At 69.4% G+C, this 18,547-nt stretch carries 17 protein-coding genes; 16 read left to right on the top strand and 1 reads right to left on the bottom strand.

Translation table 11 applies throughout. The features are described 5' to 3' along the window. Positions 1-8: 8 nt before the first annotated feature. From ftsW to BLV31_RS12035, 14 genes are all read left to right on the top strand, one after another. On the top strand, positions 9-1,496 hold the full coding sequence (gene ftsW / locus BLV31_RS11970; protein ID WP_050993496.1) for a putative lipid II flippase FtsW: 1,488 nt from the start codon (positions 9-11) through the stop codon (positions 1,494-1,496). Then, positions 1,493-2,647 (top strand): undecaprenyldiphospho-muramoylpentapeptide beta-N-acetylglucosaminyltransferase, encoded by a 1,155-nt coding sequence (gene murG / locus BLV31_RS11975; RefSeq protein WP_064061523.1) that lies wholly within the window; start codon positions 1,493-1,495, stop codon positions 2,645-2,647. The genes ftsW and murG overlap by 4 nt, the downstream gene beginning before the upstream one ends. Continuing rightward, the gene (murC, locus tag BLV31_RS11980; RefSeq protein ID WP_064061522.1) at positions 2,644-4,212 is read left to right on the top strand and encodes a UDP-N-acetylmuramate--L-alanine ligase; all 1,569 of its coding nucleotides are present in this window, start codon (positions 2,644-2,646) and stop codon (positions 4,210-4,212) included. The genes murG and murC overlap by 4 nt, the downstream gene beginning before the upstream one ends. After that, positions 4,209-4,982 carry a cell division protein FtsQ/DivIB gene (locus tag BLV31_RS11985; protein WP_006554137.1) on the top strand — a complete coding sequence of 258 codons (774 nt, stop codon included), beginning with the start codon at positions 4,209-4,211 and terminating at the stop codon, positions 4,980-4,982. Before murC ends, BLV31_RS11985 begins: the two co-directional genes overlap by 4 nt. Before the next feature lie 246 nt (positions 4,983-5,228). Next, positions 5,229-6,467, top strand: a complete 1,239-nt coding sequence (ftsZ, locus tag BLV31_RS11990; protein ID WP_064061521.1) for a cell division protein FtsZ — start codon at positions 5,229-5,231, stop codon at positions 6,465-6,467. Next, complete coding sequence (gene pgeF / locus BLV31_RS11995; protein WP_016691805.1) at positions 6,464-7,210, top strand: peptidoglycan editing factor PgeF; 747 nt, start codon at positions 6,464-6,466, stop codon at positions 7,208-7,210. Before ftsZ ends, pgeF begins: the two co-directional genes overlap by 4 nt. Next, the gene (locus BLV31_RS12000) at positions 7,207-7,938 is read left to right on the top strand and encodes a YggS family pyridoxal phosphate-dependent enzyme (protein WP_064061520.1); all 732 of its coding nucleotides are present in this window, start codon (positions 7,207-7,209) and stop codon (positions 7,936-7,938) included. The genes pgeF and BLV31_RS12000 overlap by 4 nt, the downstream gene beginning before the upstream one ends. A gap of 32 nt (positions 7,939-7,970) precedes the next feature. Continuing rightward, positions 7,971-8,633 (top strand): cell division protein SepF, encoded by a 663-nt coding sequence (locus BLV31_RS12005; RefSeq protein WP_006554133.1) that lies wholly within the window; start codon positions 7,971-7,973, stop codon positions 8,631-8,633. A 156-nt stretch (positions 8,634-8,789) separates the two neighbouring features. Beyond that, positions 8,790-9,080 (top strand): YggT family protein, encoded by a 291-nt coding sequence (locus BLV31_RS12010; RefSeq protein WP_006554132.1) that lies wholly within the window; start codon positions 8,790-8,792, stop codon positions 9,078-9,080. 151 nt (positions 9,081-9,231) lie between these two features. Next, positions 9,232-10,086, top strand: coding sequence for a DivIVA-like cell division protein Wag31 (gene wag31, locus BLV31_RS12015; protein ID WP_006554131.1), 855 nt, complete (start codon positions 9,232-9,234; stop codon positions 10,084-10,086). Between the two features lie 63 nt (positions 10,087-10,149). Beyond that, entirely contained in the window at positions 10,150-10,422 is a 273-nt protein-coding gene (locus BLV31_RS12020; protein ID WP_006554130.1) for a hypothetical protein, read from the top strand. 260 nt (positions 10,423-10,682) lie between these two features. Then, entirely contained in the window at positions 10,683-13,841 is a 3,159-nt protein-coding gene (gene ileS, locus BLV31_RS12025) for an isoleucine--tRNA ligase (protein WP_064061519.1), read from the top strand. 124 nt (positions 13,842-13,965) lie between these two features. Further along, a complete protein-coding gene (locus BLV31_RS12030; RefSeq protein WP_064061518.1) occupies positions 13,966-15,276 on the top strand; it encodes a DNA polymerase IV in 1,311 nt (436 codons plus the stop codon). 122 nt (positions 15,277-15,398) lie between these two features. Further along, positions 15,399-15,905, top strand: coding sequence for a WKL family lipoprotein (locus BLV31_RS12035; RefSeq protein WP_064061517.1), 507 nt, complete (start codon positions 15,399-15,401; stop codon positions 15,903-15,905). Between the two features lie 78 nt (positions 15,906-15,983). On the opposite strand, the gene BLV31_RS12040 is transcribed toward BLV31_RS12035, so the two are convergent. Continuing rightward, positions 15,984-16,940 carry a hypothetical protein gene (locus tag BLV31_RS12040; RefSeq protein ID WP_064061531.1) on the bottom strand — a complete coding sequence of 319 codons (957 nt, stop codon included), beginning with the start codon at positions 16,938-16,940 and terminating at the stop codon, positions 15,984-15,986. Positions 16,941-17,006: 66 nt separating this feature from the next. On the opposite strand from BLV31_RS12040, the gene lspA reads away from it, so the two are divergent. Beyond that, positions 17,007-17,621: a signal peptidase II gene (lspA, locus tag BLV31_RS12045; protein WP_064061516.1), complete on the top strand. Its 615-nt coding sequence runs from the start codon at positions 17,007-17,009 to the stop codon at positions 17,619-17,621. A gap of 14 nt (positions 17,622-17,635) precedes the next feature. After that, positions 17,636-18,544 (top strand): RluA family pseudouridine synthase, encoded by a 909-nt coding sequence (locus BLV31_RS12050; RefSeq protein ID WP_170318568.1) that lies wholly within the window; start codon positions 17,636-17,638, stop codon positions 18,542-18,544. The last annotated feature ends 3 nt before the right edge of the window (positions 18,545-18,547 follow it).

Here is an 18,547-nt window from a genome sequence, read left to right on the forward strand (position 1 = left end):
GGGCCTGGATGGCGCGACCGCTCGCGTCCTTCCATCTCGTGGTGACGATCGCCGTCCTGCTCACCGTGCTCGGCCTCGTCATGGTGCTGTCGTCGTCGAGCGTCGGCGCGGTGGCCGCGGCGGGATCGGCCTACGGATTGTTCACCTCCCAGGCGATCTTCGCCGTCCTGGGCATGGTGATCTTCTACATCGCGCTGCAGATCCCGGTCCGGGTGATGCGACGCTTCGCCTTCCCGGCGTTCGCGTTCTCGGTCGTGCTGCTCGTGCTCGTGCTCATACCGGGCATCGGTACGGTCTCGCAGGGCACCCGGGGGTGGTTCGTCATCGCCGGTATCTCGTTGCAGCCGGCGGAGATCGCCAAGATCACCCTTGCCGTGTGGGGTGCGCACCTGCTCGCCTCCCGGCGTGGGGAGAACTCGACGCTGCGCGAGATGCTCGTCCCGCTCGTCCCGGCCGCCCTGCTCGTGACCGGCCTGATCGTGCTCCAGCCCGACCTCGGCACCACCGTCTCGATCGTGATCATCGTGATCGCCCTGTTGTGGTTCGCGGGACTGCCGCTCAAGGTGTTCCTCGGGATCGTCGGCACGGCCGCCACACTCGCGGTGATCCTGGCCTTGACGGCCGGCTATCGCTCGCAGCGTGTGCGGGCCTTCTTCAACCCCGGCGACGACCCGCAGGGTGCCGGTTACCAGGCGCGACAGGCGAAGTTCTCCCTCGCGGACGGCGGCCTGTGGGGTCGCGGGCTCGGTCAGAGCCGCGCGAAGTGGAGTTATCTGCCCAACGCCCACAACGACTTCATCTTCGCGATCATCGGTGAGGAACTGGGCTTCCTCGGTGGAGTGGCCGTCATCGGCCTGTTCGGTCTGTTCGCCTATGTCGGACTGCGGATCGCGATGCGCTCGGCCGACCCCTTCCTGCGCCTGTTCACTGCGACGGCGACGACGTGGATCATCGGCCAGGCCTTCATCAACATCGGCTACGTCGTGGGACTGCTGCCCGTGACCGGCCTGCAGTTGCCGCTCGTGTCGGCCGGTGGTACCTCGACGGCCACCACCCTGCTGATGTTCGGCCTGATCGCCAACGCAGCCAGACACGAACCCGAGGCCATCGCCGCGCTGCACGCGGGTCAGGACGGCCGGTTCGCGCGGCTGCTGCGCCTGCGCAAGCCGGAGGCCTACCGGGCCGGTCGCTCCTCGGCGGCGCGTACGGTCGCAGCACGACAGCCGCGAGCGCGGGCCGCGGCGCCCGAGCGCAGTGCCCGCCCCGCGTCGAAAGGTGGGGGATCGCGCAAGCGGCAGTCCCCCGCACCGAACGAGCGGCAACGGGGAGCCGCGACGGACCGCCGGACATCGGCAGGCCGGACGGAACCCCGGGAGGGGACCGGCCGGGCCCGGCGTGCACAACCTGCACGCGAACCGGCTCGCGGCCGGCAGCAGACGAACCGCACGACACGCGGATCGAACGGACGAAGCGGAGAGAGAGGGAACCGTAGGTGAGTGGGGAGAGGCCGGCACTGTCGGTGGTGGTGGCCGGAGGCGGCACGGCCGGTCATATCGAACCGGCACTCGCGGTGGCCGACGCCGTTCGCGCACTCGTGCCTGACGCGCGGATCACCGCTATCGGCACCGAACGGGGACTCGAGACGACGCTGGTGCCGCGCCGCGGATATCCCCTCGAACTCATCCCACCGGTGCCGCTGCCCCGCAAGCCGACGGTGGACCTGCTGAGACTTCCCGGCCGGGTCGTCTCGTCGGTGCGCCGTACCAGGCAGATCCTCGACGAGGTCGGCGCCGACGTCGTCGTCGGTTTCGGCGGGTACGTGGCGTTGCCCGCCTATCTCGCGGCCGGAGCCGGTCCGCTGCGTCGACGCCGGCGCATCCCGGTCGTCGTCCACGAGGCCAATGCCAGTGCGGGCATCGCCAATCGCATCGGTGCCCTGCGGGCCGAGCGCGTGCTCGCCGCCGTCCCGCGCTCGGGAATCGTCCGGCGCGGTGACGCGCAGATCGTGGGGATCCCGGTCCGCTCGTCGATCACGGGTCTCGACCGCGCCGGGCTGCGCGCGGAGGCACGCCGGCACTTCGGTCTGCCCGACGACGTACCCGTGCTGCTCGTCTTCGGTGGGTCGCAGGGTGCACGCTCGCTGAACGAGGCCGTGTCCGGCGCGTCCTCGGCACTCGCGGAGGCCGGCATCGCGGTGCTGCACGCGCACGGACCGAAGAACACCGTGGACATCCCCGCCCATGTCGGTCACGCCCGCGCCCCGTACGTCACCGTGCCCTATCTCGAACGGATGGACCTCGCGTACTCCGCCGCCGATGCGGTGGTCTGCCGGTCCGGGGCCATGACGGTCGCGGAGGTCTCGGCGGTGGGTCTGCCCGCCGTGTACGTGCCGCTCCCGCACGGGAATGGTGAACAGGAACTCAACGCCCGCCCCATCGTCGAGGCCGGCGGTGGCAGGATCGTCGCCGACGGCGACCTGACTTCGGACTATGTCGCCACGGAAGTGGTGTCGCTGCTCGGCGACGAGCGGAGACTCGTGGAGATGGGGCGCAGCGCCGCGGCCGCTGGTCACCGCAGCGCCGCAGACGAGATGGCGCGCATAGTGCTCGAGGTTGCCGGAGTGGAACCGAACAGGAGTGAACGATGAGTGCGCAGTTACCCGCCGAACTCGAGCGGGTGCACATGGTCGGTATCGGCGGTGCCGGGATGTCGGGCATCGCCCGGATCCTGCTCGCCCGTGGGGGACAGGTATCGGGTTCCGACGCGAAGGAGAGCCGCGGTGTGCTCGCGCTGCGGGCCCGCGGCGCGCAGGTCCGCATCGGCCACGCCGCCGAGGCTCTCGACCTGCTGGAGGGTGGTCCTACCGCCCTGGTCACAACGTTCGCGGCTATCCCGAAGGACAATCCCGAACTGGTCGCCGCCCGCGAGCGGGGCATCCCGATCCTGTTGCGACCCGCGGTCCTCGCCTCGCTGATGCGAGGGAACCGCACCTTCCTGGTCTCCGGCACCCACGGCAAGACCTCCACGACGTCGATGCTCGTCGTCGCGCTGCAGCACTGCGGCCTCGATCCGTCCTTCGCGGTGGGCGGTGAACTCAACGAATCCGGGACCAACGCCCACCACGGCAGCGGGGACGTCTTCGTCGCCGAAGCCGACGAGAGCGACGGCTCGCTGCTGCAGTACGACCCGAACACCGTGATCGTCACGAACATCGAGGCCGATCACCTCGACTACTTCGGCACGCCGGAGGCGTACACGGCGGTCTTCGACGAGTTCGTCGCCCGCATCGCCCCCGGCGGCCTGCTCGTCGTCTGCCTCGACGACCCCGGCTCGGCGGCCCTCGCCGAGCGCGTCGTCGCCCTCGGCCGCGACGACCTGCGGGTGCAGGGTTACGGCACCGCCGACGTCATCGGCACCGTGGGCGACCACCGCGGCGTTCCCGTCGGGGTGCGGCTGCTCGGCTGGGAGGCCAAGGATGTCGGCGGCGTCGCCGAGTTCCACCTCGCGGGTGAGGATTCGCCGCGCACCGTGCGACTGTCCGTCCCCGGCCGGCACATGGCGCTCAATGCTCTCGCCGCGCTGCTCGCCGCGCTCGAAGCCGGAGCGCAGGTCGACGAGGCGCTGGAAGGCCTCGCCGGTTTCGGTGGTGTGCACCGGCGGTTCCAGTACACCGGCCGCGAACACGGTGTGCGGGTGTTCGACGACTACGCCCACCATCCCACCGAGGTCCGCGCGGTCCTTGCGGCCGCGGCCGAACTCGTGGCGGGAGAGCCGCTGCGCTACACCGAGACCGGCACCGAACGGCCCCGCGTGATCGTCGTCTTCCAGCCGCATCTCTACTCGCGCACCGAGGCGTTCGCCACCGAGTTCGGGCAGGCTCTCGACCTCGCCGACGAGGTTGTGGTGCTCGACGTCTACGGCGCCCGGGAGGAACCGATCCCGGGTGTGAGCGGTGCGCTGGTCGCGCGGGCGGTGAGCAAGCCTGTGCACTACCAGCCGAATCTGTCCGCGGTGCCGCGGCAGGTCGCGCGTCTGACCCGGCCGGGTGATGTTGTGATCACGATGGGTGCCGGTGACGTCACGATGCTGGGCCGCCAGATCCTCGACGCGCTCCACAGCAAACCGGGTCGCTTCCGTCCGGCCGGGGCGGCTCCCGAGCCCGGCGGATTCCGCGCACCCGGCGGTTCCGGACCGGGACCGATCAGCTCGTGACGCCCGCCGCCGTCTCGTCGCGCCGCCGTCGCGGACGACCGTCACGCGAACCGCGTGAGCCCGATGAAGCCCGCGAACGCAGCACTGCCCGTCGCCCGTCCGGGCGGTCGGTGCGCCTGCGGACGGTACTGCTAGGGGCGGCTGTCGTCGCGGTGTTCCTCGGCGCCATCGCGGTGGCGTGGCTGTCGCCGTTGCTGTCCGTGCGGGTGATCGAGGTGGACGGGATCGAGGTCGTCACCTACGACGAGGTGGTCGACGCGCTCGCGGTCGCCGAGGGCACGCCGCTGCTCCGGGTCGACACGGCCGCGGCGGCCCAGCGGGTCGCGACGATTCCGCGTGCGGCGTCGGCCCGGGTCCAGCGGGTCTATCCCTCCACCGTCCGGGTGACAGTGACCGAGCGCGAGGCGATGGTCTTCTTCGACGCCCCCGACGGCACCCACTCTGTCGACATCGAGGGAGTGGACTTCGCGGTCGAGCCGCCTCCGATGTTCACTCCCCGTCTCGTCACTCCGACGCCGGGCACCGGCGATCCCGCGACCCGCGCCGCCGTGGAGGTGCTCGACAAGTTACCGCCCGACCTGCGCGTGCAGGTGGAGACGGTCGAAGCGCCCTCCCCGTCCGACATCTCGATCGTCCTCACCGACGGGCGTGTCGTGGTGTGGGGTGGAACCGATCGTTCCGAGCGGAAGGCGGCGGTCGTCGGCCCGCTGCTGACACAGCCGGGGGAGCGATTCGACGTGGCGAGTCCCGACCTGCCGACGGTGAGGTGAGGGATCGACGAAATTCGTCCGGCGTGTCCGGCGCGTCTACTGGCTAATCTCGGTACCCGTGCCATAGCGTTTCGGACAGTCGCGTTACTTGACATAACCTTCAAGCTGTGGTTGAGGGTTTGTCGGGGCAGCGCGCTGCGGAGCCGTCCGCCCGACCGGCGGACGTGACCGACATCGAGTCGGACCCAGACCCAGCACCAACCCGGACACCATGCACCACCCGGAACTTCAGGAAGGCGAGAGCACATGACGCCCCCGCACAACTACCTCGCCGTAATCAAGGTCGTCGGTATCGGCGGTGGCGGCGTGAACGCGGTCAACCGCATGATCGAGCAGGGACTCAAGGGAGTCGAGTTCATTGCCGTCAACACCGACGCGCAAGCCCTGCTCATGTCGGATGCCGACGTCAAGCTCGACGTCGGCCGCGAACTGACCCGCGGACTCGGCGCCGGCGCAGACCCGGAGGTCGGCCGCAAGGCCGCCGAGGATCACAAGGACGAGATCGAAGAAGTACTCAAGGGCGCCGACATGGTCTTCGTGACCGCAGGCGAGGGTGGTGGAACCGGTACCGGCGGCGCTCCCGTCGTCGCGAGCATCGCCCGCAAGCTCGGCGCGCTCACCGTCGGTGTCGTCACGCGTCCGTTCTCGTTCGAGGGCAAGCGCCGCGGCAGTCAGGCCGACACCGGCATCCAGACGCTGCGCGAGTCCTGCGACACGCTCATCGTCATCCCCAACGACCGGCTCCTCCAGCTCGGCGACGCCGCCGTCAGTCTCATGGACGCCTTCCGCTCCGCCGACGAGGTGCTCCTCAACGGTGTCCAGGGCATCACCGACCTCATCACCACACCGGGTCTGATCAACGTCGACTTCGCCGACGTGAAGGGCGTCATGTCGGGTGCCGGCTCCGCGTTGATGGGCATCGGCTCGTCGCGCGGCGAGGGGCGTGCGATCAAGGCCGCGGAGGCCGCGATCAACTCGCCGCTGCTCGAGGCGTCGATGGAAGGCGCGCGCGGCGTGCTGCTGTCGATCGCCGGCGGATCCGATCTCGGCCTGTTCGAGATCAACGAGGCTGCCTCGCTCGTGCAGGAGGCCGCGCACATCGACGCCAACATCATCTTCGGCACGGTCATCGACGACTCGCTCGGCGACGAGGTCCGCGTGACCGTCATCGCCGCGGGCTTCGAGGGCGGAACGCCTGCCCGCCGTCCCGTCGAGGTCGGCCAGCAGCAGCAGGGGCAGGCGCAACAGCAGCCTCAGCCTCAGCAGCAGCAGCAGCAGCCGGCCGGTCGGCCCGGTGCGATCGGCGTCGCGCGCGCCGGCGAACTCGGCCGTCCCGAGCGCGAGACCGTCGAAACCACCCCCGTGCGCGAGCAGCCCCCCGTCGGCAGCCAGCCGCCGGCCGGAGGCGGCAACGCACCCCGCAGCGTGGACATCGACGACGACGGTGACGACGACGTCGACGTGCCGATCTTCATGCGCCGTTGACGGCTCCGCACCGCCTGCTGCGCGCCCGCCGGGTCGTGACCACACGAGCCGGCGGGGTGTCCGCAGCTCCGTACGACAGTTTCAACCTCGCCGATCACGTCGGTGACGACCCGGCCGCAGTCGCTGCCAACCGGCGGCGGCTCGCGTCCGTCATCGGGTTGCCGCCCGAGCGGTTCGTCTGGATGGAACAGATCCACAGCCGCAACGTCACCGTGGTCGACGGGCCGGTGTCCGAACCCGTTCCCGCCACCGATGCGCTCGTCACCCGCGAGACCGGGCTCGCGCTCGTGACCCTCAGCGCCGACTGCGTGTCGATCCTGCTGTCCGACGAGGTGGCCGGGGTGATCGCCGCGGTGCACGCCGGCCGGGTGGGGGCGCGCATCGGGATCCTCCCGCGCGTGCTCGACGTCATGGTCGATCTCGGCGCCCGCCCCGATCGCATCGGTGCGCTGCTCGGACCGGCCGCGAGTGGCCGGCAGTACGAGGTGCCCGCGGCGATGAGGGCCGATGTCGAGGCACACCTGCCCGGCAGCGCGACCCGCACGAACCGCGGTACTCCCGGACTCGACCTGCGTGCCGGACTGCGCCGCCAGCTCGCCGATCACGGCGTGACCGCCGTGGTGGAGGATCCGCGCTGCACGATCGAGGACACCTCGCTGTTCAGCCACCGGCGTTCGGCACCCACGGGGCGGTTCGCCTCGGTCGTCTGGCTCGAGGAGGCCGGCGAGGAGGGAACGGCGTGAGCCCCACCTCCGAGGAGCGGCGCGACGAACTCGCCGGACGTCTCGCCGCCGTACGCGAGCGGCTCGACGCCGCGGCGCGCGCCGCCGGACGCGATCCGTCGGACGTCGCGTTGCTGACTGTCACCAAGTTCTTTCCCGCCTCCGACGCCGTGCTCCTCCACGAGCTGGGATGCGAACGCTTCGGCGAGTCCCGCGAGCAGGAGGCGAGCGCGAAGATCGCCGTGTTCCGGGAGAGCGTCGACGCGCCGGTCGAGTGGCACATGATCGGTCGGGTGCAGCGCAACAAGGCCCGTGCCGTCGCCCGTTGGGCGCACACGGTGCACTCGGTCGACAGTCTCCGTCTCGTGCAGGCCTTCGAGAAGGGGGCGCGGGCCGCCCTCGACACCGGCGAACGCACCGTACCGCTGCGGGCACTGCTGCAGGTCAGCCTCGACGGCGACCGGGAGCGCGGCGGCGTGGTCGCCGAGGATCTTCCCGCCCTCGCCGAGGCGGTCGCCGCGTCCGAGGTCCTCGAACTCGGAGGCTTGATGGGAGTGCCGCCGCTCGGGTGGGAGCCCGAGCGGGCATTCGAGCAGCTTCACGCCATGCATGCACGGTTGCTGCAGGACCACCCGGCGGCGGTGGAGCTGTCCGCGGGCATGTCGGGTGACCTCGAGCACGCGGTTCGATGGGGTTCGACGTGCGTGCGTGTCGGAACGGCGGTCTTGGGGTATCGACCGTTAGCCTGAATGACATCCGCCGCGCGAGGGAAAGGCGATCGATGAGCACACTCCACAAGTTCAAGGCGTACTTCGGGATGGTGCCGCTCGAGGATTACGAGGACGAGTACCTCGACGATCCGGCGAGTGGCCGCCGCGACCGTGATCGCGACTACGGCGAGGCCACTTATGGCGGCTACGCGCCGTCGCATCGCGACGAGTACGCCCCGTCGCACCGCGAGGAACCGGTTCGCGAGTTCGAGCACGACGAGTTCGACCGGTACGAGCCGGCACCGCGTCCGCGGGTCGAACCCATCACCGCTCGCAGTCCCCGTCCGGCGCCCACCCCGGCCCGCGCGGTTCCCAGCCGTGCACCACTGACGGCGGAGAGCCGGCTCGAGCGCGCCGAGCCCCGGCGTGGTGCGCTCTTCGACGAGGGAGGTCCGTTGTCCAAGATCACCACGTTGCGCCCCCGCGACTACAGCGAGGCGCGCACGATCGGTGAGCGTTTCCGCGACGGAACGCCGGTCATCATGGACCTCGTCGAGATGAGCAACGCCGACGCCAAGCGACTCGTCGACTTCGCGGCCGGGCTCGCCTTCGCGCTGCGCGGTTCGTTCGACAAGGTGGCCACGAAGGTCTTCCTGCTCTCGCCCGCCGACATCGACGTCTCCGCCGAGGAACGGCGGCGTATCGCCGAGACCGGCTTCTACAACCAGCAGTAGTCGACGCGCGCTGCGCGGGCGTGCACCCGGCACGTCCGTCGCGGCATGCCCGTCGCCGTCCCTCGAGCGTTCCGACACGCCCGGCCATGATGCAGATCACTGCAGGCCGGGCGTTTCGGTTTTGATCGACCCGTCATCGTCGGGCATTGTGGGCAGGTGGCCGTTTTCGAGGTGCTGTGGTTCCTGCTGTTCATCTTCTGGCTTCTGCTGATCGGACGGATCATCGTCGAGTTCATCAGAACCTTCGCGCGGGAGTGGAAGCCGTCCGGCTTCGTGGTCGTCGTTCTCGAGGCGATCTTCACGGTCACGGATCCGCCGGTGAAGCTGCTGCGGAGACTGATTCCGCCGCTCAATCTCGGTGGTGTACGGCTCGATCTGTCCATCATGGTCTTGCTGTTCATCGTGTATTTCCTCATGGCATTCCTGCCCAGGGGCGGCGCAGCATGATGCCTGCGTCGGACGTCGGGTCGAGCCGTCCCGGAGCTGCCGTGTGCCACAATGGAGTGCCATATACAGTGGGTTTTGATACGCGTAACGCACTGTCGATTACTCAGAACGCCTGCTTGACCGCTTACTCGACGCGTGAAGGGATCCTTCCATGCCGCTGACACCAGCTGATGTGCACAATGTCGCGTTCAGCAAGCCTCCGATCGGGAAGCGTGGTTACAACGAGGACGAGGTCGACGCCTTCCTCGATCTCGTCGAGCAGGAGTTGACGAACCTCATCGAGGAGAACGCCGACCTGCGTCAGCGGGTCGCCGAACTCGACCAGGAGCTTGCCGAAGCCAAGAAGGCGCCGCGCAGCGCGTCGTCGTCCGCGCCGGCGGCCCCGTCCAAACCCGAACCCGCGCGTGTCGTCGAGACACCCAAGCCGGAACCCGCCCCGGCGCCGGCTCCGGCACCCGTCCCGGTCGCCGCTGCGCCGTCGAGCGGCGACGCGAGCATGCAGGCCGCCAAGGTCCTCGGGCTCGCGCAGGAGATGGCCGACCGCCTCACAGGCGACGCCAAGGCCGAGGCCGAGGAGCTCGTGCGCAACGCTCGGACCAACTCCGAGCAGCTCGTCTCCGACGCCCGCACCCGCAGCGAGGCGATGATCGCCGACGCGCGGCAGAAGTCCGACGCGATGCTCGCCGATGCCCGCACCCGTTCGGAGACCCAGCTGCGTCAGGCCAAGGAGAAGGCCGACGCGCTGCAGGCGGACGCGGAGAAGAAGCACACCGAGATCATGGCCACGATCAACCAGCAGCGTTCGGTGCTGGAGGAGCGCATCGAGCGGCTCAAGACGTTCGAGCGTGAATACCGGGTGCGCCTGAAGTCCTATCTGGAGTCGCAGCTCGAAGAGCTCGAGCAGCGCGGTTCCGCCGTTCCGGTGGACGGTGGACAGGAAGTGTTCAACCAGTCCAACTCGTCGTCGTCGTTCGGATCGTCGTCCTTCGCGAAGGGCAACAGCTGACCGACGGTCTCTCCGGCTGGTGCTGTACGGCCTGGTGCTGTACCTCGGTAGAGGAGGAGCGTCGTGCTCGTCGTCACGCTGGTACTCGCAGCTGTCGGATTCGGTCTTCTCGTGATCGCGTTGATGACCGGTTCGGTGCTCTGGGCATGGGGTTGTATCGCGGTGTGCGTCGTGGGAGCGGTGCTCCTGCTGGCGAGCACGCTCGGCGGACGGAGTTCGGCCGAAGGTGAGTGGGCCGATCCCCGTTCCGTCGGGCAGGCCGGAGCCTCGGGCGGACGTCCCGGTCGGCGTGCATCGCGCCGGCGTCGCGGCGACCGGAATTCTTCGGATCGCTGAAGCGTCCTACAATATGCATCACCGAGCGTGAAGCTCGATCCCGCGATCGCGGGCGGCGTCGATCCGGCCATCACCGGGGAGCCTCCGGAAGAACGGCGACCTTGCCGGTCGCCCAGTAGAACCGGACGGGTGGGCCCGTCACAGCCCGAACGAGTGGCCGTCCCCCGGGACGAGCAAGCGGGGTGGTACCGCGGTGGCCGTGCACGCGCACGGCGATCGTCCCCGTGCCGAGACGTATCCAGGCACGGAGGAGCCACGCTGTGACCGAGAACCACGCTGCACCGGATCCCACCGCAGCAACCGCCGGCAGTACTGCCGGATATCCGCGCGTCGACTACGACCTGCCGCGCGATTCGGGTGTCGACTTCCCGGCGCTCGAAGAATGTGTGCTCGCACAGTGGGCCTCCGACGGCACCTTCGAGGCCTCGCTGCGCAACCGCGACGGCGCCGACGAGTTCGTCTTCTACGACGGCCCGCCCTTCGCGAACGGACTCCCGCACTACGGGCACCTGCTCACCGGCTACGTCAAGGACGTCGTCCCGCGTTTCCAGACCATGCTCGGCAAGAAGGTCGACCGTCGCTTCGGCTGGGACTGCCACGGCCTGCCCGCCGAGCTCGAGGCGGAGAAGCAGCTCGGCATCAAGGACAAGTCCGAGATCGACTCGATGGGCGTGGCCGAGTTCAACGCCTACTGCAAGCAGTCGGTGCTGCGCTATACCGGTGAGTGGCGCGACTACGTCACCCGCCAGGCACGCTGGGTCGACTTCGACAACGACTACAAGACCCTCGACCTCGACTTCATGGAGTCGGTCATGTGGGCGTTCAAGTCGCTGTACGAGAAGGGCCTGATCTACCAGGGCTTCCGCGTGCTGCCCTACAGTTGGTACGAGCAGACGCCGCTGTCGAACCAGGAGACCCGTCTCGACGACGCCTACAAGATGCGTCAGGACCCGGCGGTCACCGTCGAGATGGTGCTGCGCGCCCCCGGCTCCGAACTCGACGGCGCGTGCGCGCTCATCTGGACCACCACGCCGTGGACCCTGCCGTCCAACCTCGCGATCGCGGTGCACCCCGAGATCGAGTATGTCGCCGTGCGCGGGGCCGACGACAAGACCTACCTGCTCGCGCAGGATCGTCTCGGCCACTACGCCCGCGAACTCGGCGAGGAGCCCGAGGTGCTCGGCCGTTACCGCGGCACCGACCTCGTCGGTCTCGCCTACGAGCCGCCCTTCGACTTCTTCACCGGCCGCGAGAACGCCCACCGGGTGATCGCCGCCGACTACGTCACCACCGAGTCCGGCACCGGAATCGTCCACCTCGCACCGGCTTTCGGTGAAGAGGACATGGAGTACTGCCAGCGCAACGGCATCGAGCTCGTACAGCCGCTCGATCCGGGCGGCAAGTTCACCTCGATGGTGCCGCCGTACGAGGGTCTGCAGGTCTTCGACGCCAACCCGGCCATCATCAAGGACCTCAAGGCCGCCGGAAAGCTTGTGCGGCACGAGACCATCGAGCACTCCTACCCGCACTCGTGGCGGTCGGGTCAGCCGTTGATCTACATGGCGGTGCCGTCGTGGTTCGTCGCCGTCACCCGTTTCCGCGACCGCATGGTCGAGCTCAACCAGCAGATCACGTGGGTGCCCGAGCACATCCGCGACGGTCAGTTCGGCAAGTGGCTCGAAGGTGCCCGCGACTGGAACATCAGCCGTAACCGCTACTGGGGCAGCCCGATCCCGGTGTGGATCTCGGACGACCCGGAGTACCCGCGTGTCGACGTCTACGGTTCGCTCGACGAACTCGAACGCGACTTCGGCGTGCGGCCCACCGACCTGCACCGGCCGATGATCGACGAACTCACCCGGCCGAATCCCGACGACCCGACCGGGAAGTCGACCATGCGTCGCGTCCCCGAGGTCCTCGACTGCTGGTTCGAGTCCGGCTCGATGCCGTTCGCCCAGGTGCACTATCCCTTCGAGAACCGCGACTGGTTCGACACGCACTACCCGGGCGACTTCATCGTCGAGTACAACGGCCAGACCCGCGGCTGGTTCTACACGCTTCACGTCCTGGCCACCGCGTTGTTCGACCGTCCCGCCTTCAAATGCGTTGCCGCCCACGGCATCGTTCTCGGCGACGACGGCCTGAAGATGAGCAAGTCGAAGGGCAACTATCCCGACGTCAACGAGGTCTTCGCCCGCGACGGTTCCGACGCGATGCGCTGGTTCCTCATGTCCTCGCCGATCCTGCGCGGCGGCAACCTCGTCGTCACCGAACAGGGTATTCGCGAGGGCGTGCGGCAGGCGCTGCTGCCGCTGTGGAACGCGTGGAGCTTCCTCCAGCTGTACGCGTCGAAGCCGGGCACCTGGCGGACCGATTCGACGAACGTGCTCGACCGGTACATCCTCGCCAAGCTCGCGCAGACCCGCGACGTCATCACCGAGGCACTCGAGACCGTCGACATCGCCGGCGCGTGCGACGAGCTGCGCACCTTCTGCGACGCGCTGACCAACTGGTACGTGCGCCGCTCGCGGAACCGGTTCTGGGACGAGGACACCGACGCGATCGACACCCTCCACACGGTGCTCGAGGTCGTCACGCGCCTGGCCGCGCCGCTGCTGCCGATGGCGTCCGAGGTGATCTGGCGGGGTCTGACCGGTGGTCGGTCGGTGCACCTGGCGGACTGGCCGGCGGCCGACGACCTGCCCTCGGATCCCGCGCTCGTCGCGGCGATGGACGAGGTGCGCGGGGTGTGCTCGACCGTGCTGTCGCTGCGCAAGGCCCAGAAGCTGCGCGTGCGGCTGCCGCTGCCCGAGGTGACGGTGGCGACGCCTGGTTCGTCGCATCTCGATCCGTTCGTCGATCTCATCAAGGACGAGGTCAACGTCAAGCGGGTCGTGACCACCGACGACGTCGAGGCCCACGGCCGGTTCGAGGTGGTCGTCAACGCGCGTGCCGCCGGTCCGCGTCTCGGCAAGGACGTGCAGACGGTCATCAAGGCCGTCAAGGCGGGAGACTGGACGCAGGCGGAGGACGGCACGGTCACCGCGGCCGGCATCGCCCTGCTGCCCGAGGAGTACACCAGCCGTCTGGTCGCGGCCGAGCCGGAATCCACCGCCGCGCTGCCGGGTGGCAACGGCCTGGTGGTCCTCGACACGGCCGTCACCGAGGAACTCGAGGCCGAGGGCTGGGCCAAGGACCGCATCCGCGAGTTCCAGGACGCGCGCCGCAACCTCGGCCTGGAGGTCTCCGACCGCATCTCGGTGCGGTTCGAGGTTCCCGCCGAACGCGCCGAATGGGCTGCCCGCCACCGGGATCTGATCGCCGGCGAGATCCTCGCCACGACCTTCGAACTCGGTGCCCCCGAGGGCGAGGCGATCGAACTCGGCGAGGGAACCCGCGCGTCCATCGTCAAGGCGTGACCGGGCCGGTGCTTCCGGGAGGATCGAGCGTCCTTCCGGAAGCACCGGTCTGCGGCCTCCCGCCGGACGTGTGGGTGCGGCGCACTAGTCTCGACACGTGCCCGCTTCCGTGAGTCGGCGCTGGGTGTTGCACCTGGATCTCGACGCGTTCTTCGCGTCCGCCGAGCAGTTGACCCGGCCGACCCTGCGGGGCCGGCCGGTCCTCGTCGGTGGGCTCGGTGCCCGCGGGGTGGTGGCCGGCGCGAGCTACGAGGCTCGCGTCTACGGTGCGCGCTCGGCCATGCCGATGAGCCGGGCACGGCGCCTCGTCGGACCGGCGGCGGTCGTGCTGCCTCCGCGCGGAATCCTGTACCGCGAACTGAGCGGACTCGTCTTCGACACCCTGCGCGCCCGGATCCCCATTCTCGAGACCCTCTCGCTCGACGAGGCGTTCGCCGAACCTCTCGAACTGGCCGGCGCCGACGCCGACGAGGTCGAACGCTTCTGTGCGGAGCTACGCGAACACGTCAGGGAGAAAACGGGTCTCGTCGCCTCCATCGGAGCAGGATCGGGTAAGCAGATCGCGAAGATCGGGTCCGGTCTCGCGAAACCGGACGGGCTGCTCGTCGTCCGGCCCGAAGGCGAGCTTCCGTTGCTGCACAACCTGCCGGTGCGCAAGCTGTGGGGGATCGGTCCGGTGGCCGAGGACCGGTTGCGGCGACTCGGTATCGAGACCATCGGCGATCTCGCGGCGCTGCCCGTCGCCGAGGCCGCGTCGATCCTCGGCGGCACCATCGGACCGGGATTGCACCGGCTCGCCAACGGATTCGACGACCGGCCCGTCGCCGAACGCGCCGAGGCGAAACAGGTCAGCGCCGAGACCACCTTTCCCACGGACATCGTCGCGATGCCCGGACTGCGGCGGGCGATCGCCGCGTCCGCGACCGCCGCGCACACACGCCTGCGCAAGGACGGGCGTGCCGCCCGCACGGTGGTGCTCAAGCTGCGCAAGGCCGACATGTCGGTGCTCACCCGGTCGTCGACCCTGCCCTACGCCACCGAGGACGTGCAGGTGCTCACCGCCGCCGCCCAGCGCCTCGCGCTCGATCCCCTCGAGATCGGCCCCGTCCGGCTCGTCGGGGTGGGTTATGCGGGTCTGTCCGCGATCGCGCAGGACAGCCTGTTCCCCGAACTCGACCGGACGACGACCGAGGAGATCGGACCGGCCGAGGAGGACGACGAGGAGCGCGTCGTGGCGAGCGGGCCGGCCACCCGGTGGACGCCGGGCGCCGACGTCTGCCATCCCGAATTCGGGAACGGATGGGTGCAGGGCGCGGGCCACGGCGTGGTCACCGTCCGCTTCGAGACACGCAGCACGGGTCCGGGACCAGCGCGGACGCTCGACGAGAACGATCCCGACCTCACCGTCGCCGACCCGCTCGCGAGCCTGAACTGAAACATGTTCCCGGCGCCCTCATGGTCTTCTTACTACCGCCGGGTACTCTTGCGGGCGATCCGCTGCCGGATGACCGAGCACGACGAACACATCGTGCACGACCGAACGAGAAGGACGAGAAGTTGAAGCTTCGCAAGATCACCGTCGCCACCGTGGCGCTCGCCGCCGCCCTCACGATGTCCGCCTGCAGCTCGGACGACAGCGGTAGCTCCTCCGAGACGACCGCGAAGACCAGCACGACCACGACCGCCGCGGCTCCGGCCGTCGACTACCCGCCGGTGCCCACCGTCGAGGAGCTCAACGCCGACCTCGCGCGCGCATTCGACCTGAGCGTCCCGGCCGCCGAGAAGACCGACCTGGTTCAGGGTGCCGAGGAGGATCCGGAGCTGATCAACATGGTCGCCCAGGCGGCCAACGACGCCGGTGTGCAGGTCAACGTCGTCGACGTGACCGACAACGAGAACGGCACGATCACCGCCGGTGTCGAGATGGCGCTCGCGGGCAGCGACCAGCCGTCCTTCGGCACGGTCGACTTCGTCGCCGAGGACGACACCTGGAAGGTGTCGAAGGACTACGCGTGCTCCATCGTCATCAACATGGCGCAGCTGCAGTCCCCGGCCTGCGTGTGATGTAGTACTCGTCCCGAACGAACCGACGGCCGGCGCGGATCATCCGCGCCGGCCGTCGGCGTTCGTCCGTCTCCCGGACTACTGATCCGGGGTGTTCCAGCCCACCCGGTCGACCTGCGACTGCGACAGGCGCGTTCCGCCGTCCGGCTCGACGTAGGTCTGATCGCCGCGCACCGTCAGTTCCCCGCCGACGGGCAGGGGGAGCGACGCGTCGATCGTCATCGACCCCTCACCGGCCATCGTGTACTGCTCGATGTCGAGACGGCCCTGCCCGTTCGGCAGCACCCAGGTGGACTCGCGCGGTGTCTGTTCAATCTTCACGTCGACCGTGATGCGGTCGTCCTCCCGCTCGACGAGCGTCGCCGTCCCGACCTGGTCGAGGGTGATGCCCGCGCTCATCACCTGCTGGTGGATCTCCCACACCGCGCCCACCCCGACGGCTTCCTCCGGGAACGAGACGATGCGATAGACGGCCTGGTAGAAGGCCTGCTCGATCGCCGACCGTGCGATATTCGCCGCATCGGGAGTGGGCTCGAGGCGCAGCGCACTGATCGCGCCGGTGGGGCCGATCGTCAGTCCGGCTCCGGAACCCTCGGCATCGGACAGTGCCGATCCGAGCGTCTCGTCCGGCGACGTCGCCGATCCGACGGTGATGTCGACCACGGTGCTCGGGTCCTCGTCGGAGACCGCCCGCTCGACCGTCGCCGAGAGCGGAAGGGTCAGCTCGGGAGTGGAGAAGTCCTGCTGCGGGTCGTCGCCGACGCGCTGGAAGACCTCGGACCGGGTGGTGAGGACGACGCCCTGCTGCACCCCGGCCTCCGGTACGAGCCGCACCACCGATCGGGGTTCGGCACCGGGGTCGAGCACTGTCGTGGTCACCGTCGACACCGGCACCGTCACCTCCGTCGATGTCGCCGCCGTGACGGCGGGCGCGCCGTCCGAAGGACCACCGCAACCGGCGACGAGAGCGGAGAGGGACAGCACAGCCGCGAGGGCACACGGCCCCGAGCGGGGGAATCTGGACAGCGCAGGCACGCCACCCAGGGTAGCCACGACGGGAGGGGGAACCGCCGCGGTCGTCCGGTAGGGGATGATGGAGCGGTGACGAACGAAGCTTCCCGACCCGACCGCGACGCGGAGACGCCGGTTCCCGGTCGTGCCGACGAGCCGTCTCCCTCCGTCGGCCGGCGCATGCTGCGGCCGCTGCTGCTCGTGGCGCTCGTCGTCTACGTCGCGGATCTGGTGACGAAGGTGCTCGCCGTCCACTACATCGACCCAGCCGATCCGATCTCGATCGTCGGCGACACGGTCACCCTGACACTCGTCCGCAATCCCGGTGCCGCGTTCTCCATGGCCACGGGCATGACCTGGTTGCTCACGCTGGTCGCGATCGCCGTCGTCGTCGGCGTCGTGAAGATCGGCCGGACCCTGAGATCGAGGTGGTGGGCGCTCGGCCTCGCCCTCGTCCTCGGGGGAGCGCTCGGCAATCTCACCGACCGTCTGTTCCGCTCGCCCGGACCGCTGCAGGGCCACGTCGTCGACTTCGTGTCGGTCGGATGGTGGCCGGTGTTCAACGTCGCCGACTCGGCCATCGTGTGCGGAGCGATCCTGCTCGTGGCCTTGACCGTCTTCGGCGTCGAACCCGACGGTAGTGCCTCGAAGGGCCGGGACGCAGCGCCGGGTGCGGACGAAACGAGAAAGGAATCACACCAGTGAGGGAAACCCGCGCGATGCCCGTACCCGACGGGCTCGACGGGATGCGTGTCGATGCAGGCCTCGCGCGCCTGCTCGGTCTGTCCCGGACCGTGGTCGCCATGCTCACCGAGGAGGGCGCCGTCGTGGTCGACGGCGCGGCGGTGGGCAAGTCCGACCGATTGTCCGCAGGCTCCTGGCTCGAGGTGGAACTGCCCGAGCCGCCCCGCCCCCTGACCATCGAGGCCCAGCCCGTCGAGGGCATGGAGATCCTCTACGCCGACGACGACATCGTCGCGGTCGACAAGCCCGTGGGTGTCGCCGCCCACGCGAGCGTCGGCTGGACCGGACCGACTGTGATCGGCGGCCTCGCCGCCGCCGGCTACCGGATCTCCACGTCCGGCGCCCACGAACGCCAGGGCATCGTGCACCGGCTCGACGTGGGCACCTCCGGCGTCATGGTGGTCGCGACGTCCGAACGCGCCTACACCGTCCTCAAGCGCGCCTTCAAGGAACGCACGGTCGACAAGCGGTACCACGCGCTCGTCCAGGGGCATCCCGACCCGAGCAGCGGCACCATCGACGCACCGATCGGCCGCCACCGCAGCAGCGACTGGAAGTTCACGGTCACCGCCGACGGCAAACCCAGCGTGACGCACTACGACACGATCGAGGCGTTCCAGGCCGCGAGCCTGCTCGACATCCATCTCGAGACCGGCCGGACCCATCAGATCCGGGTGCACTTCTCGGCACTGCGTCACCCCTGCTGCGGCGACCTCACCTACGGAGCCGACCCACGTCTCGCGGCGCGTCTCGGTCTCGAACGGCAGTGGCTGCACGCGTGCACCCTCGGGTTCTCGCACCCCACGCGTGGGCACTGGGTCGAGATCACCAGCAAGTACCCGCCGGATCTCGAACACGCGCTCGCCGTGTTGCGCAACGCCTGACCG

Source organism: Rhodococcus pyridinivorans (genome assembly GCF_900105195.1).
GTDB lineage: Bacteria > Actinomycetota > Actinomycetes > Mycobacteriales > Mycobacteriaceae > Rhodococcus > Rhodococcus pyridinivorans.

What these genes read in the sequence shown, in the direction of transcription:
- ftsZ (WP_064061521.1), top strand. Translation starts at nt 5,229, where the DNA reads ATGACGCCCCCGCACAACTACCTCGCCGTAATCAAGGTCGTCGGTATC.
- ftsW (WP_050993496.1), top strand. Translation starts at nt 9, where the DNA reads ATGGCGCGACCGCTCGCGTCCTTCCATCTCGTGGTGACGATCGCCGTC.
- wag31 (WP_006554131.1), top strand. Translation starts at nt 9,232, where the DNA reads ATGCCGCTGACACCAGCTGATGTGCACAATGTCGCGTTCAGCAAGCCT.
- BLV31_RS12005 (WP_006554133.1), top strand. Translation starts at nt 7,971, where the DNA reads ATGAGCACACTCCACAAGTTCAAGGCGTACTTCGGGATGGTGCCGCTC.
- BLV31_RS12050 (WP_170318568.1), top strand. Translation starts at nt 17,636, where the DNA reads ATGCCCGTACCCGACGGGCTCGACGGGATGCGTGTCGATGCAGGCCTC.
- murC (WP_064061522.1), top strand. Translation starts at nt 2,644, where the DNA reads ATGAGTGCGCAGTTACCCGCCGAACTCGAGCGGGTGCACATGGTCGGT.